The sequence below is a fragment of the Muribaculum gordoncarteri genome (genome assembly GCF_004803695.1).
Classification (GTDB): Bacteria; Bacteroidota; Bacteroidia; order Bacteroidales; family Muribaculaceae; genus Muribaculum; species Muribaculum gordoncarteri.
Map to the genome: position 1 here is coordinate 2195545 of NZ_CP039393.1, position 14959 is coordinate 2210503.

Sequence of the window (14959 nt, forward strand, 5' to 3'; positions counted from 1 at the left end):
ATGCTCATAAGCGACATAATCGCAGCAATAGAGCAGGAAGCACCTCTGTCATTACAAGAGAGCTACGACAATGCCGGTATGCAGGTTGGCGACAAGTCAGCCCTGTGTACCGGCGTGTTGCTTTGCGTCGATGTCACCCCCTCGGTAATCGACGAGGCCATCGAGCGCGACTGCAACCTCGTAGTGTCACACCACCCTCTCATATTCCGCGGGCTTAAGCACATAACCGGCGCAACGCCGCAGGAGCTGGCCATAATAAAGGCCATAACCGCAGGCGTAGCCGTCTACTCGGCCCACACCAACCTCGACAGCGCCTCACGAGGCGTAAACTACACCCTCGCACGACGGTTGGGAATCGCCAAGCCGTCGCCGCTGGAGTGTCCCGACCCTGCAAATCCCGGAATCGGCCTCGGCGCAGTCGGCGATCTCGAGCTGCCGCTCACCCCGATGAAGCTGATTGAGCGCGTAAAATTAGTGTGCCAATCGCCAATCACGCGCTGCAGCGCCCTGCCCTGCAGCATGATAACACGAATAGCCCTGTGCGGCGGTTCGGGCGCGTCGCTCATAAACGCCGCCATAGCCCATAAAGCGCAGGCATTTGTCACCTCCGATGTCAAATATCACGACTTTGTGGACTATTCCGACCGCCTGCTGATAATCGACATCGGCCACTACGAGAGCGAAATGTGCACAAAACACATTTTTTATCATATACTTAGCGGAAAATTTCCTAACTTTGCAGTTAATTATTCTGAAACAGAAAAAAATCCGATAAATTACTTGTAAGCTATGGCTACTGACAAGAACAAAAATGAAGTACTCTCAGTGGAGCAGCGTCTGAAATCATTGTATGAGCTGCAGACAATCCTCTCCGAAATCGACCGCATCAAGACAATTCGCGGAGAATTACCTCTTGAGGTAAAGGATCTCGAGGATAACATCGAAGGACTTCGCACCCGCATCGAAAACTTCCACAAGGATGTGGAGGATTTCCGTAAAAAGACCCTTGTTGAGAAAGAGAAAATCAACGAGGCTCAAGGCAAAATCGCCCGTTACAAGGAGCAGCTCGATAATGTGCGCAACAACCGAGAATTTGACCTCCTGTCAAAAGAGGTGGAATTCCAGACACTCGAAATCGAGTTGTGTGAAAAGCACCTGAACGAGTATGCACGTGCAATCGACGCCAAGACCAACGAAATCGCTTCAACCGAGGAGAAGCTCCGTGACAGCGAGCACATCCTGAAAGAGAAGAAAGCCGAACTCGACGAAATCGTATCGGAAACCCGCCAGGACGAAGAGCGCCTGCGCATCCAGGCCAAGGAGATAGAGCCTCGCATCGACGAGCGCACCCTTAAGGCATTCAAGCGCATTCGCGACAATGCACGCAACGGACTCGGCATCGTCTACATCCAGCGTAACGCCTGCGGAGGATGCTTCAACCGCATTCCGCCGCAAAAGCAAATGGAAATCAAGATGCACAAGAAAGTCATAGTGTGTGAATACTGCGGCCGCATCATGATCGACCCCGAACTCGCAGGAGTTGCCGAGCACGAAGTCGCTGACAAATAGTCGATTCCCCTCAATCACATAACACAACCTCACAGCTCAATGTTTTTCCGTTGACTGTGAGGTTGATTTATGTTGCGACGGCATCTTTTTTCACAAAATTCACGCGTTTTTATATGACTAAAATTTTGCCATATCGAAAAGTATGCGTAATTTTGTCGCGCAAATGCAAAAACAGTAAAATAATCAAAAACTAAATATCAAAAAATGATCATCGTACAAGTAAAAGAAGGCGAAAACATCGAAAAAGCTTTAAAGAAGTTTAAGAGAAAATTTGAAAAGACCGGCATAGTCAAGGAACTTCGTAGCCGTCAGGCATTTGAAAAGCCCAGCATCACCAACCGCAAGAAGATGATGAAGGCTGTTTACGTGCAGAAACTCCGCATGGTCGAGGAATAATTTATATTTTCCCTCACTTTTATTTGGTAGAATCACAAGAAAAAGCTAAATTCGTAAAAAGACCTCCCGATAAGAGGCAAACTTTTTAACGAATCGTCATGTTAGCTTCTTTCTTGACATATATACGGTGTGAGCTGAATTTTTCAGCCCACACCGTTTCTGCATATACACATGACCTTCAGCAATGGGCCGACTTCGCCACCGGAGGAGCCCCCGACAATCTCCGCCCCCACGATGTGACAGCCAACGACCTCAGGCTGTGGATTGCATCACTCGCAAAGTCGGGCGACGCGCCCCGCACCATCAGGCGAAAGATTCAGGCCCTGAGAGCATTCTTCCGCTACATGATGCGCTACCATGGAATGTCCTACAATCCTGCGGCCGAGCTTACCCTCGCCAAGACCGACAAGCCCCTGCCCGTCTATGTAAGGCCCAACGAAACCGACGCCATACTCAATGCGCCGCTCGACACCGGCGACTTCAACGAAATGCGTAACAGGCTCATCGTCGACATGATATACTCCACAGGGCTCCGATGCTCCGAAATCCAAGGACTGATGGACAAAGATGTCGACACCGCACGTGGTGAACTAAAAGTGCTCGGAAAGCGTAATAAAGAAAGAATTATACCATTTGGAAAAGAACTTTCCGACATGATTACGACATACCGCAAATTACGTGACGGCACTGTTGGCTCAACCTGCCAAAACGAGTTCTTTGTCAGAGAATCAGGCGAACCGCTATACCGCAAGCTGATCTACAATGTCGTGCACAAGGCACTCGCCGGAAACACAGTGGCTTCACGGCAAAGCCCCCACGTATTGCGACACTCATTTGCAACCGACATGCTCAACAACGGAGCCGACCTCTATGCGGTGCAACAACTGCTCGGACACCAGTCACTTGCCACAACGCAAGTGTACACTCACATAACTTATCGAGAACTTAAACAAAATTATCAACAAGCACACCCACGTGCACTAAAAAAAGGAGGAGATTATGGACGTTAACATTAAGTCAATCCACTTTGACGCTACCGAAAAACTGCAGGATTTCATCATTAAGAAAATCAACCGTCTTGCACGCCACAACGAGTCCATCAGCAATGCAGAAGTGACCCTTAAGGTTGTTAAGCCGGAAACATCGATGAATAAGGAAGCGGGCATCAAGATCTCAGTGCCTCAGCAGGATGACATCTTCGCATCAAAAGTCGCCAACTCATTTGAGGAAGCAGTTGACCTATCCATCGAAGCTCTTGAAAGGCAACTTGAAAAAATAAAAGGTCGCAAATAATACAACACTAAAACAATAACATTAAAACAGGGGCTGCTAAATGCGGCCCCTGTTCATTTTATCTTAGCACCCGTTCCCCAATATTCGTTAACGATGTGGGGCACAAGGTCTAAATTACAGCCGTAAGCAGCTTGGCATTGCCCTCTATCGAAATCGAGTGCGTCGACGCAGGCACAAGCAGCGTTTCACCACGGCCGGCTGTCGTAACGCAACCGCCGTCGGTAATCACCTTCGCCTCTCCTTCGACACACATTATTATAATAAACGACTCCCCGTCGCAGGGAAGCTCAAGCCTGTCATCGACAACCACGAGATTTATGTCGAAATATTCGCAATCAATCAGCGGCGTAACGCCTGTCGCATCCTTGTCGTAGTCCCGTCGGTAGTCGTTGTACACGTTGTAATCGATGGCATCCTTGGCCAACTCGGTGTGCAGGTCACGGGTATTGCCCTCCGAATCCCTTCGGTCAAAGTCATAGACACGGTAGGTGATGTCGCTCGTTTCCTGAATCTCGGCAAACAGATTGCCGGCACCGATGGAGTGAATGCGACCTGCCGGCAAATAGAACACATCGCCCTTGTGGGAATCGTGTGCGGCCACCACATCCATTATCCTTTTCTCCTCGACAAGCCTCGTGTAGTCATCGGGGGTTATCGACTCCGACAGTCCGGCATATATCTTGGCTCCGGGCTGGGCATCGATTATATACCACATCTCGGTCTTGCCGAAACTGCCGTGACGCTTCATCGCAAGCTCGTCGTCGGGATGCACCTGCACCGACAGGTCCCTGCGGGCGTCTATTATCTTTATCAATAGCGGAAACTTATCGCCAAATCTCTTATATACCGATTCGCCGACAAGCTCTCCTTTATATTTGTCAATAAGTTCCTTCAGATTCATCCCCTTGTCAGGCCCCTCGGCCACGACCGACTCATGACCCGGAACGCCTGAAACTTCCCAGCTCTCTCCAATGCAGTTCTTATCGGTCACAATTCCTTTATAAGAGGCTATTTTATGTCCTCCCCAAAGCACCGTTTTAAAATACGGAACAAACTTGAATGGTCGTAATATCATATTTGATTCAGTTTCACGCAGCGAAAATAATAAATATTCGTCACTTGGCAAACGATTAGTACCGAACGAAAGCACTATAAACGGTGTTGAATATTATATATCGGCTTAAAACAATTAAAAATTTAACAATATGAACTCAAAAAGTAATCTGATAACCTACCTGTTCGTTCTGGCAGCCGGTGTATTGCTCATCATAATGCACCAGAAGGCCGACCTTCTCAAATGGATGGTTATAATAATGGGCGCAATGTTTGCCCTGCCCGCCATTATCGGCATATTCATGAACATGTCACGCAGCAGCAAACGCAACGAAAACAACACCGCCCAGAACATATCGTCGATAGGCGCGCTCATTCTCGGCGCCATAATGATAATATGGCCTCAACCCTTCGTGGGATTCTTCGTGTACGTGCTCGCCGCCATACTCGTAATCACCGGATTGTGCCAGATTTACTTCCTTGCCGCCTGCTGCCGTCCGCTCATAATGCCGTGGTGGCTATATCTGCTTCCGGCATTGATCATCATTGCGGGAATCGTGATAATATGCAGCCCGTTACGCACAATCGAAACCACATTCACGCTGATAACAGGCATTGCACTCGTTTGCGCAGCAGTAAACGCACTGCTCATATACCTCGGCTCCAACGGCCCGAAGGAGAAGGTCGAGCGCGTGACAATAGAGAATGAATAGCCTCTTTCGGCTATTTCACATCATCAAAGCGACGACGCACATAGTCCATTATAACCTCGGCGATATTGTCCATCGACATTGACGAAGAATCGATCGTAAGATCGTAAGTCTTCGCATCGCCCCAGGTCTTATCGGTATAGAAGTTATAGAAATTGGCACGCAGCTTATTGGTCTTTTCGGCCATGGCGCGTGCCTGTTCCTTTGTAGGCTTGTCGCCTCGGGTCATTATGCGCTTCACGCACTCATCCATGGGAGCATGCACGAATACGTTGACACATCTCGGATGGTCACGCAGTATATAGTCGGCGCTACGCCCTACAATCACGCAAGAGTGCTGCTCGGCAATCTTGTGAATGAAGTCGCTTTGCGCCCTGTAGAGATTGTCATCGCTTATAGATGTTGAACCCGAATAGAAGTTATAGGGCTGATACCCCATGGCAAACGAGAACATGCCGCTCAGGAACCGCGGAAACTTCTCATCGGATTTCTCAAAGAATTCAGGACTTACCCCGGCGCTCTTGGCTGCTTCCCAAAGGAGCTCCTTGTCATAATAGGCAATCCCGAGTTTCGAGGCAAGCAGTTTTCCGAGTTCCCTACCGCCACTGCCGAATTGTCGGCCTATGGTTATTACAAAATTCTTCTCATCCATAATCTATAGGTTTGAACGATGCAAATATACGGAATATTCATTGAAAAAGAATGGCCGACAGGACAAAAGCCCCACATTCGCTATTTTTTTCATCGAATATTCTTCGTATCTTTGTCGCACAACTTTATTTGCCAAGTTATGAATGAAGACGACAAAAAGCTCCTGAGCAAGGATTCCGACGGTCTTTTGACCTATGAATACATAGCCAATCACATATCATCGATTGATGACGACCTTGACTACCTTATCGACAACATGATGCGCGTCGACCTTAGCGGACAGTTCATTGTAAGCGCGGCACGATACCTCTTCGCTATCGACGCCGAGCACTACAACAACGCAATATCACGACTTATAACGGCCGCTATCGAAAAAGACCGTGAACACCGTTACATTGCCGACCTGCTGCCGCTGTGGGGCGCCGACTACGAAGACCATGTCGAGGAGCTCAACAAGAGCGACAACAATTTCCGCCGCATATACAAGCGGCTCTATCCAACCGGAATATAAAAACGCAATCAAAATTCTTGTATGTCTAAACTAAAATCAATCTGGCTGATGGCTCTTTTAGCCATAACCTTTACTCAGTGCGCCAATACCCGCTCCGAGTCAAAAAATGAAACCGAAAACGAAAACGAAACAACCAAAACCGATAGCATCATGACCGATTCAACCGACATAATCGTCGACATCGCCACTTCGATGGGCGACATAAAGGTGCGCCTCTATGGTGACACTCCCAAGCATCGCGACAATTTTGTGAAACTCGCCAACGAAGGCTTCTATGACGGAGTCCTGTTTCACCGCGTAATAAATGAATTCATGGTACAAACCGGCGACCCCGACTCCAAGAATGCCGCCAAAGGCGCCCAGCTCGGATCAGGCGGTCCCGAGTACACTATCGATGCCGAATTTGTATATCCCAAGCACTTCCACAAATACGGCGCTCTTGCCGCCGCCCGTCTTGGCGACGACATAAACCCCGAACAGAAATCATCGGGCTCGCAATTCTACATTGTCACCGGAAAAGCCTATAACCAGTCGCAGCTCAAGCAGATGGAGCAGCAGCTCGGAATGATGCAGAAGCAGCGCATATTCGACAACCTCGCATCGATGAATCGTGACAAAATAATGGAACTCCGCCGCAACCGCGACAGCGTGGCCCTGCAGAACCTGCAGCAGGAGCTGTTGGCAATCACCGAAACCGAGGCAGCCAAGAATCCCGCCAAACTCACCGACGAGCAGATAAAAGCCTACTCTACCGTGGGCGGAACTCCCCATCTCGACGGTACCTACACCGTATTCGGCGAAGTAATCAGCGGCATGGATGTAGTCGAAAAGATACAGAAAGCTGAAACCGACCGCAACGACCGTCCTGTCGACGATATAAAAATCATCAAGATGACAGTCGAAAAATGATAACGGTAAACCGTTTTACGCTATCTAACGGATTGCGTGTCGTACACAATCATGACAGTGCCACCGCAATGGTGGCACTTGACATATTATATAATGTAGGAAGTCGTGACGAACGCCCCGAGCGCACCGGTATGGCCCACCTTTTCGAGCACCTGATGTTTGGAGGCTCGGAAAACGTGGCCGAGTTTGACAAAGCGCTTGAAAACGCAGGCGGCACCAACAACGCCTGGACCAACAGCGACTACACCAACTTCTACGACATAGTGCCCGCACATAACGCCGAAACCGCTTTCTGGCTCGAAAGCGACCGCATGAAGGGGCTCGCATTCAGCGACAAAGCCCTCGAAGTGCAGCGTCAGGTGGTGTGTGAGGAGTTCAAGCAGGTGTGCCTCAACCAGCCTTACGGCGACTTGCAGCACTACCTCAACGGCCTCGCCTACAAGGAGCATCCCTATCGCATACCCGTGATAGGCAAAGAGCTGTCACACATCGAGAACGTGACGCAGGATGAAGTGCGCCGATTCTTTTACGACCACTATGCCCCCAACAATGCCGTAATTTCAGTGACAGGCAACATAACGGTCGAGCGCACACGCGAATTTGTCGAGAAATGGTTCTCCGACATCCCCATGCGCAAGATTGCGCCACGACTCTACAACCCGGAACCCGAGCAGACCGAGGCACGCCGACTTACCGTAACAGGCCGTGCGCCCCAAACCGTTATCGTGAAAGCCTATCACATGCCCGGCTACAACCACCCCGACTATCCGGCATGTGACATAATAACCGACCTTCTCGCTCTCGGACGCGCGTCACGCTTCCATCGCAAGCTGATGCTCGGCACCGAGATGTTCACCAAGGCCGATGCATCGATTACCGGAAGCGACGAGCCGGGACTGCTGATGCTCTACGGATATCTGCGCGACGGTGTAAGCGTGGACGAAGCCGAAAAGGCTCTCACCGACGAAGCCATGTCGCTAATCGACAACCCGCCGTCGGACTATGAGTTGCAGCGCACGCTCAACCGCTTCGAGTCCAATTTCACTTTCGGCTCAATGAACTATGTAGCACTTGCATCGACCTTGACCTTAAGCGAAATGCGTGGTGAAGATGTAAATTCAATCATTCCTCGTTACCGTCGGCTCACATCGCCCGACATAGCGCGTGTGGCATCAATGATTTTACGTCCCGAAAACTCGTCAACACTCATTTACAAGCCGGCTTAATCGGCAATTTCCCGTTTTTTTAATCTTTTTCCGCCGGAAATAACTTTAATTTTCAAAATTTTATCTATATTTGAATCGTAGAATAAAATCTTGCATGGTAAAGTGCAACTATACTTATTAATAAATCAACATTATGGAATTGCGTGACCAGTCCATGTCGGTTGAAAACACCGATAAGGATCTAACCTTGAATGAAGAGGCCGTAACAGCCTCAAACGGAAATGAAGAAACTACAGTAATTGACATCAACGACACCGATGTTTCTGATACCGACGAAACTTCCGAACCTTCAAAGCATTTGTCGAAGGAGGAGATAATCGCAGAATTGGACAACATCAGCCGGAAAGAGGGTGCCGAAATAGCTCGGGATGAAGTGACTCATCTCAAGCAACTGTTCTACGCAATTCGCAAAGTCGAGCTGGCCGAAGAGAAGAAAGCTTTTATCGAGCGCGGAAACGAAGAGAGCGCATTTGCTCCTATGCCCGACTCTCTCGAAGCCAAGTTGCATGAACTCCTCAACACCATAAAAGAGAAAAAAGCTCAATACACCGCTCAAATAGAGGCTCAACGCCGTGAGAATCTTGAGAAGAAACAGGCCATAATCGCCGAACTCGAAAAGATGGCCGAGGACACCGACAATGTCAACCGCCATTATCCGCGTTTCCGCGAGCTGTCGCAGGAGTTCAAGAGCCTCGGCGAAGTCCCCGCGACCGACATAACCGACATCTGGCGCAGCTATCAGGCAGCCGTTGAGCGTTTCTACGACCAGTTGAAAGTAAACAAAGATCTCCGCGACTACGACTTCAAGAAGAATCTTGAGCAGAAGCAGCTGCTTATCGACGAGGCCGAGAAGCTCGTTGCCGAGCACGATGTCATCACCGCATTCCGCCGCCTTCAGGAACTACATGAAAAGTGGCGTGAGATAGGCCCGGTGGCAAAGGAGATACGCGAGGAAATATGGAACAAGTTCAAGGATGCATCGGCCGCAATCAACAAGCGTTACCAGGCATTCTTTGAAGAGCGCAAAGCACGTGAACGCGAAAACGAAACCGCCAAGACAGCTATATGCGAGCGAATCGAGGCTCTCGACTTCAGTTCGCTGAAATCACATGCCGCATGGGAGCAGATGACACGCGAAATCCTTGCCGCCCAGGAAGACTGGAAGAAACTCGGATTTGCATCAAAGAAGGTCAACAACTCACTCTTCGCCCGCTTCCGTGAAACTTGCGACCGCTTCTTCGCCAAGAAGGCCGAATACTTCAAGTCGATACGCGATGTACACGCCACCAACCTTGAGAAGAAGACCGCTCTCTGCGAACGCGCCGAAGCACTTAAGGACAGCACCGACTGGAAGAAAACAGGCGATGAGTTCATCGCCCTCCAGAAAGAGTGGAAGTCAGTAGGTCCGGTCGACAAGAAGCACAGTGACGCCATCTGGCACCGCTTCCTTGAAGCATGCGACTACTTCTTCGACAACCGCAAGAAAGCCACTTCGGGTGTTCGCAAAACCGAGCATGCCAACCTTAAGCAGAAACAGGAAATCATCGAAAGCCTTAAGGCTATAGGCGACGACATGGAGCGCGAAGAGGCCATCAAGCGAGTACGCGAGCTCATGAACCAGTGGCAGCAGGTAGGCCATGTCCCCTACAAGGATAAGGACAAAGTCTACGACACTTATCGCGCAATCGTAAACGAACTCTACGACAAGCTCGACATAAAGGAGGTACGCGCAGGCATGGACAAGTTTGCCAACTCCATCAACGACATCAGCAATGACGAGAACAAGCTCTATCGCGAACGCGAACGCCTCGTAAGGGCATTCGAGCAGAAGCGCAACGAGTTGAAGACCTACGAAAACAACCTCGGTTTCTTCAATGTCAAGTCAAAGTCGGGCAATTCGTTGCTGCGTGACATGGAGCGCAAAGTGCAGCGCATAAAGGACGAGCTGTCATCGCTTGAAGAGAAAATCAAGCTCATCGACAGCAAGCTTTAATAACGACACATTCATTTCATAACACAATTTCCGGCTGTGAGTACCGTGCTTAATTGCCGGTGCTCACAGTTTGATAATACACCTAACATTAGTGAGCCGAAGAGCCCGATACACTCTCGCCGTCAAGCAGGGAAAGACATTTACCGAACTTGAATACATCGACGCATCACACCCCGACTTCCAGCGGGCAATGCGTCACAACAGGCGCGCTCACCGATTCACGCCCCCCAAGGGCATCGACACCTCAGGCAACACCGTCACGCACTTCGACGACAACACTCCGCGCCGAAGTCCTCTCGCCAGGCCATTCAACCGAGGCTTAAAACGACTGTTCGACATCACGTTTTCGTCCATAGTGCTGATTGCGTTATTTCCTATCATACTCCTGCCTGTCGCCATTGCCATAAAGACGACATCGAAAGGCCCGATATTCTTCCGCCAGCGCCGCACAGGACATAACGGCAAGGAGTTCTATTGCTGGAAATTCAGGACAATGACCGTCACGCCCGATTGCGACCGCCGCCAAGCCCGCCGTGACGATCCCCGCGTGACAAGTGTCGGCCGATTCCTGAGGCACACCAACATCGACGAGTTGCCACAATTCTATAATGTGTTACGCGGCGACATGTCGGTGGTGGGCCCGCGCCCTCACATGGTGAAACAGACCATGCAGTACTCCCGCCTCATCGACCGTTACATGATGCGTCACTTCATAAAGCCCGGCATAACGGGATGGGCGCAGATAAGCGGCTACCGAGGCTCGACTTCGGAGCTGGAGGCAATGAAAAACAGGGTGGAGCATGATGTATGGTATATCGACAACTGGAGTTTCTCGCTCGACCTGAAGATAATAACAGCTACAGTGCTGAACACAATACGAGGTGAAATAAACGCCTATTGACCCCTGCAACGATGAAGCCCGACAATAACGACATAGACCTCAAAGCCGGTGCGCTGCTGCGCCGATTCTACGGTTACAGCTCATTTCGCGACGGACAGCTCGACATAATACGCAATGCCATGTCACGCCGCGACACACTGGTGCTCATGCCCACGGGCGGCGGAAAATCGATATGCTATCAGATTCCGGCTCTGTTGAACGACGGATGTTGCATCGTCATCTCCCCGTTGATATCATTGATGAAGGATCAGGTCACGGCGCTTAACGCCAACGGCATCCCGGCAGCGGCAATCAACAGCTCCAATGTCGAACAGGTCAACGCCGACACCATGCTGCAGGCATCGCGCGGAAGGATAAAGCTGCTCTACATGTCGCCCGAGCGACTGATTCTTGAAATGGAACATCGCAATTTCTGCAACTGGGTAAGCCTGTTTGCAATCGACGAGGCACACTGCATATCGCAATGGGGTCATGACTTCCGTCCCGAGTACACGGCACTGAACCGCATAAAGGCGTCATATCCCGGCATACCAGTGATGGCGCTCACCGCGACGGCCGACAAAATAACGCGTGACGACATAGCCACTCAATTGTGTCTGAAAAATCCCTATATTCACCTCGCGTCATTTGACCGTCCAAACATTTCGCTCAAAGTGCTCGCCAATCCCGGCAAAGCCAAGCGAATAAACACCATAACGCGCATGATCGACCGCTACCCCGACGACTCAGGCATAGTCTACTGCCTAAGCCGAAAGGGAGCCGAAACCATCAATGCCGAACTTGCGATAAGAGGCTACCGGTCGACGGTGTACCACGCGGGGCTTTCATCCAAGGAGCGTGACGAAGCCCAGGAACGATTCATAAACGGCGATGTGCAGGTGGTGTGTGCCACCGTTGCATTCGGAATGGGAATCGACAAAAGCAACATTCGATGGGTAGTGCACAACAACATGCCGCGTAACATGGAGAGTTACTATCAGGAGATAGGTCGAGCCGGACGTGACGGCATGAAAGCGGAAACGCTCCTGTTCTACTCATTCGCCGACATAGCCACGCTGCAGAGCTTCATCGAAAAATCGGGACAACCGGCACTGAACACCGAAAAGCTGACACGCATGAAGGAGTATTGCGAGGCCACCGTGTGCCGACGCCGGGTACTTCTCAGCTACTTCAACGAAGAGTATGACCACGATTGCGGCAACTGCGATGTGTGCCTCGACCCGCCCGTAAGATTTGACGGAACAAGAATCGTACAGATGGCTTTAAGTGCGATGAGCCGCACCAACGAGATGATAGGTCTGACCATGCTCATTGACATACTGCGCGGTTCGGCTCGAGCCGAGCTGATCGAGCGAGGTTACGACCGCATAAAGACCTACGGCGTGGGGCGTGACCTGTCGTTTTCGGAGTGGAACGCCTATCTTTCGCAGATGCTTCAGCTCGGCATCATCGAAATCGCCTATACCGAATCCAACCACCTTAAGATAACGCCTTACGGGCGCAGCATCCTGAAAGGCGAGCGCACGGTCATGCTTGCAAAATTCTTCTTCGACAAGGCGTCGTCATCAAAGAAGCGCAAGTCTACGGCTCAAAGCGCGGTCAATCCCGCCGAGCTGCTGTTCAGCGAACTCAAGCGCCTGCGACTCTCCATCGCCCGCAACGAAGGCGTGGCACCCTATATCGTGTTCAGCGACAAAACGCTCATGGAGATGGTGCGTCACCGTCCCGTAAACATGCGCGAATTCATAGCCATCGAAGGTGTCGGCGAACGCAAGGCCGTAAAATACTGGACACCCTTCACCTCCCTCATCAAGAACTTCCGAAAAAGCAGTTAGCCCATGCCACATCCCATAGACATACTGCGACGAGTACACAATCTGTCGCCCGAGCGCATCGACAAGATAAAATCGGTGATGCAGGAAGCCCACATGCACCGAGGTGACATAATCGACGGACAAAAGCAGATAATAGCCAACTCATACTACATCAAGAAGGGGGCGGCAAGGGTGTTTTACATCCGAAACGGAAAAGAGCACACCGTTTCATTCGCCTTTGACGACGAGTACCTCATGACCCACTCTTTCTTAGTAAAGAACATCAACACAACGTTCACGATAATGTTTCTCGAAGACAGTGACATCGTCTACGTGCCCCACATCAGGCTGCACGATGTGCTCAACGACATTGAGGAGATAAACCAGGAGGAAACCGCACTGTTTCTTAACGCATCGCTGCTGCACTACACCGCCTACCTTGAAGAACGCATATATGCATTCCAGAACGCCAATGCCGTGGATCGTTACAATTGGGCCATATCACGCTATCCGCGACTACTGGAATGCGCCACAATTACACAAATAGCATCTTTTCTCGGACTGACAAAAGAAACACTCTACCGAATCCGCTCCGGCAAGTATTAAACCGCACAAAATCTTTATTAAAAAACATTAAATATCGTGATGAATATGACATTTATCATATTACATCCCGTTTTGTTTTGCGAACTTTGCACCATAATTTGATAAATAGAAAATTTTTAAGGGTAAAAAGATTTTAACATTAACGTTATGAAATTCAATGTAGCTAACACTACCGGAGTTGCCCTTTCATCTGTATTAATGCTTTGCCTTACCGCGTGTGGCGGTGGACAGCAGCAACAGACACAAGCCTCGGCTCCGGAAATCGCGACACTAACAGTAAACTACGGTAATTCGGAACTTGAAAGTGCTTTCCCTGCAACAATAAAAGGACGCACCGACATTGACATTCGACCCCAGGTCACAGGATTCATAACCAAAGTCCATGTAGATGAAGGTCAGCAAGTACACAAGGGACAAGCCTTGTTCACTCTCGACCAGGTACAATTTCAGGCTGCTGTTGACGCAGCACAGGCAGCGGTAAAGGTAGCTGAAAGCGCAGTGCAGACAGCTCAGCTCACCGCCAACAACAAGCGCAAACTGTTTGACAAAAACATAATCAGTGAATATGAGTGGCAGATGGCCGACAACGCCCTCACTCAGGCAAAGGCTCAGCTTTCATCGGCCAAGGCCAATCTTGTCACAGCACAGAAGAACCTCGCCTACACCGTGGTGACCTCACCCAGCGACGGCGTAATCGGCTCAATCCCCAATCGTGAAGGTTCACTCGCGTCGCCCTCGTCGGCTACTCCGTTGACCACCGTCAGCGACAACTCGGAAGTGTATGCCTACTTCTCACTCAACGAGAAGGACATCCTCGACCTCACAAAGGGCGGCACAATATCGCTCAACAAGAGCGTGAGCGAAATGCCCGAAGTGTCACTGCGCCTTGCCAACGGCGAGGTATATCCTCTCAAAGGCAAAGTGGCTACAGTGTCGGGGGTAATCGACAACACCACCGGAGCAGCAACAGTGCGCGCACTGTTCAAGAACGGCCAGGGAATGCTTCGCAGCGGAAGCACCGGCTCGATTCTCATCCCCCACGTTGCCGACAGCGTGATCATAATACCCCAGAAAGCCACCTATGAGCTTCAGGACCGCCGATTCGTATATGTCGTAAACGACTCCAACAAAGTAGCTTCGACTCCCATCACAGTAAGCCCGGTAAATGACGGACAAAACTACATTGTAACTTCAGGTCTTAAGGCCGGCGACCGCATTGCGGTGGAAGGAGTGGGAACAATCGTACGCGAAGGCATTACCATCTCTCCCAAAGCCGCAGGCGAAGCCAATCAGCCCCAGGCTCCACAACAGTAATTGACTGATGTCA

General features: G+C 50.4%; 15 protein-coding genes and 1 pseudogene. 14 read left to right on the forward strand and 2 right to left on the reverse strand.

Features of this window, described 5'->3' with window-relative positions:
• The 5 genes from E7746_RS09760 to hpf all read left to right on the forward strand — a co-directional run bounded on the left by E7746_RS09760 (position 1) and on the right by hpf (position 3258).
• Positions 1–786 carry a Nif3-like dinuclear metal center hexameric protein gene (locus tag E7746_RS09760; protein ID WP_123396246.1) on the forward strand — a complete coding sequence of 262 codons (786 nt, stop codon included), beginning with the start codon at positions 1–3 and terminating at the stop codon, positions 784–786.
• 3 nt (positions 787–789) lie between these two features.
• Positions 790–1569: a zinc ribbon domain-containing protein gene (locus tag E7746_RS09765; protein WP_136410680.1), complete on the forward strand. Its 780-nt coding sequence runs from the start codon at positions 790–792 to the stop codon at positions 1567–1569.
• 204 nt (positions 1570–1773) lie between these two features.
• Positions 1774–1965 carry a 30S ribosomal protein S21 gene (gene rpsU, locus E7746_RS09770; protein WP_121700190.1) on the forward strand — a complete coding sequence of 64 codons (192 nt, stop codon included), beginning with the start codon at positions 1774–1776 and terminating at the stop codon, positions 1963–1965.
• A 98-nt stretch (positions 1966–2063) separates the two neighbouring features.
• On the forward strand, positions 2064–2975 hold the full coding sequence (locus E7746_RS09775) for a tyrosine-type recombinase/integrase (protein WP_136410681.1): 912 nt from the start codon (positions 2064–2066) through the stop codon (positions 2973–2975).
• Positions 2965–3258, forward strand: coding sequence for a ribosome hibernation-promoting factor, HPF/YfiA family (gene hpf / locus E7746_RS09780; protein ID WP_123396243.1), 294 nt, complete (start codon positions 2965–2967; stop codon positions 3256–3258). The genes E7746_RS09775 and hpf overlap by 11 nt, the downstream gene beginning before the upstream one ends.
• 109 nt (positions 3259–3367) lie before the next feature.
• On the opposite strand, the gene E7746_RS09785 is transcribed toward hpf, so the two are convergent.
• Positions 3368–4333: a type I phosphomannose isomerase catalytic subunit gene (locus E7746_RS09785; RefSeq protein WP_136410682.1), complete on the reverse strand. Its 966-nt coding sequence runs from the start codon at positions 4331–4333 to the stop codon at positions 3368–3370.
• 130 nt (positions 4334–4463) lie between these two features.
• On the opposite strand from E7746_RS09785, the gene E7746_RS09790 reads away from it, so the two are divergent.
• Positions 4464–5024 carry a DUF308 domain-containing protein gene (locus E7746_RS09790; protein ID WP_136410683.1) on the forward strand — a complete coding sequence of 187 codons (561 nt, stop codon included), beginning with the start codon at positions 4464–4466 and terminating at the stop codon, positions 5022–5024.
• Positions 5025–5034: 10 nt separating this feature from the next.
• Here E7746_RS09790 and E7746_RS09795 read toward each other — a convergent pair whose 3' ends face one another.
• On the reverse strand, positions 5035–5673 hold the full coding sequence (locus tag E7746_RS09795; protein WP_136410684.1) for a cytidylate kinase-like family protein: 639 nt from the start codon (positions 5671–5673) through the stop codon (positions 5035–5037).
• 138 nt (positions 5674–5811) lie between these two features.
• Between E7746_RS09795 and E7746_RS09800 the strand changes: the two genes are divergently transcribed.
• The 8 genes and pseudogenes from E7746_RS09800 to E7746_RS09835 all read left to right on the forward strand — a co-directional run bounded on the left by E7746_RS09800 (position 5812) and on the right by E7746_RS09835 (position 14946).
• Positions 5812–6183, forward strand: coding sequence for a hypothetical protein (locus E7746_RS09800; RefSeq protein WP_136410685.1), 372 nt, complete (start codon positions 5812–5814; stop codon positions 6181–6183).
• A gap of 21 nt (positions 6184–6204) precedes the next feature.
• Positions 6205–7092: a peptidylprolyl isomerase gene (locus tag E7746_RS09805; protein ID WP_168184358.1), complete on the forward strand. Its 888-nt coding sequence runs from the start codon at positions 6205–6207 to the stop codon at positions 7090–7092.
• Positions 7089–8318 (forward strand): M16 family metallopeptidase, encoded by a 1230-nt coding sequence (locus tag E7746_RS09810; protein WP_238337171.1) that lies wholly within the window; start codon positions 7089–7091, stop codon positions 8316–8318. The genes E7746_RS09805 and E7746_RS09810 overlap by 4 nt, the downstream gene beginning before the upstream one ends.
• Before the next feature lie 133 nt (positions 8319–8451).
• A complete protein-coding gene (locus E7746_RS09815; RefSeq protein ID WP_136410686.1) occupies positions 8452–10311 on the forward strand; it encodes a DUF349 domain-containing protein in 1860 nt (619 codons plus the stop codon).
• Positions 10312–10588: 277 nt separating this feature from the next.
• Positions 10589–11212 (forward strand): annotated as a pseudogene (locus E7746_RS09820) (exopolysaccharide biosynthesis polyprenyl glycosylphosphotransferase); the annotation flags it as partial.
• Between the two features lie 11 nt (positions 11213–11223).
• Positions 11224–13047, forward strand: coding sequence for a DNA helicase RecQ (recQ, locus tag E7746_RS09825; protein ID WP_136410687.1), 1824 nt, complete (start codon positions 11224–11226; stop codon positions 13045–13047).
• 3 nt (positions 13048–13050) lie between these two features.
• Positions 13051–13632, forward strand: coding sequence for a Crp/Fnr family transcriptional regulator (locus E7746_RS09830; protein WP_136410688.1), 582 nt, complete (start codon positions 13051–13053; stop codon positions 13630–13632).
• A gap of 147 nt (positions 13633–13779) precedes the next feature.
• Positions 13780–14946: an efflux RND transporter periplasmic adaptor subunit gene (locus tag E7746_RS09835; RefSeq protein ID WP_123396235.1), complete on the forward strand. Its 1167-nt coding sequence runs from the start codon at positions 13780–13782 to the stop codon at positions 14944–14946.
• Positions 14947–14959: the final 13 nt, after the last annotated feature.

What these genes read in the sequence shown, in the direction of transcription:
- E7746_RS09760 (WP_123396246.1), top strand. Translation starts at nt 1, where the DNA reads ATGCTCATAAGCGACATAATCGCAGCAATAGAGCAGGAAGCACCTCTG.
- recQ (WP_136410687.1), top strand. Translation starts at nt 11,224, where the DNA reads ATGAAGCCCGACAATAACGACATAGACCTCAAAGCCGGTGCGCTGCTG.
- E7746_RS09785 (WP_136410682.1), bottom strand. Translation starts at nt 4,333, where the DNA reads ATGATATTACGACCATTCAAGTTTGTTCCGTATTTTAAAACGGTGCTT.
- E7746_RS09765 (WP_136410680.1), top strand. Translation starts at nt 790, where the DNA reads ATGGCTACTGACAAGAACAAAAATGAAGTACTCTCAGTGGAGCAGCGT.
- E7746_RS09810 (WP_238337171.1), top strand. Translation starts at nt 7,089, where the DNA reads ATGATAACGGTAAACCGTTTTACGCTATCTAACGGATTGCGTGTCGTA.
- E7746_RS09830 (WP_136410688.1), top strand. Translation starts at nt 13,051, where the DNA reads ATGCCACATCCCATAGACATACTGCGACGAGTACACAATCTGTCGCCC.
- E7746_RS09790 (WP_136410683.1), top strand. Translation starts at nt 4,464, where the DNA reads ATGAACTCAAAAAGTAATCTGATAACCTACCTGTTCGTTCTGGCAGCC.
- E7746_RS09775 (WP_136410681.1), top strand. Translation starts at nt 2,064, where the DNA reads ATGTTAGCTTCTTTCTTGACATATATACGGTGTGAGCTGAATTTTTCA.
- E7746_RS09800 (WP_136410685.1), top strand. Translation starts at nt 5,812, where the DNA reads ATGAATGAAGACGACAAAAAGCTCCTGAGCAAGGATTCCGACGGTCTT.
- E7746_RS09815 (WP_136410686.1), top strand. Translation starts at nt 8,452, where the DNA reads ATGGAATTGCGTGACCAGTCCATGTCGGTTGAAAACACCGATAAGGAT.
- E7746_RS09805 (WP_168184358.1), top strand. Translation starts at nt 6,205, where the DNA reads ATGTCTAAACTAAAATCAATCTGGCTGATGGCTCTTTTAGCCATAACC.
- hpf (WP_123396243.1), top strand. Translation starts at nt 2,965, where the DNA reads ATGGACGTTAACATTAAGTCAATCCACTTTGACGCTACCGAAAAACTG.
- E7746_RS09795 (WP_136410684.1), bottom strand. Translation starts at nt 5,673, where the DNA reads ATGGATGAGAAGAATTTTGTAATAACCATAGGCCGACAATTCGGCAGT.
- rpsU (WP_121700190.1), top strand. Translation starts at nt 1,774, where the DNA reads ATGATCATCGTACAAGTAAAAGAAGGCGAAAACATCGAAAAAGCTTTA.
- E7746_RS09835 (WP_123396235.1), top strand. Translation starts at nt 13,780, where the DNA reads ATGAAATTCAATGTAGCTAACACTACCGGAGTTGCCCTTTCATCTGTA.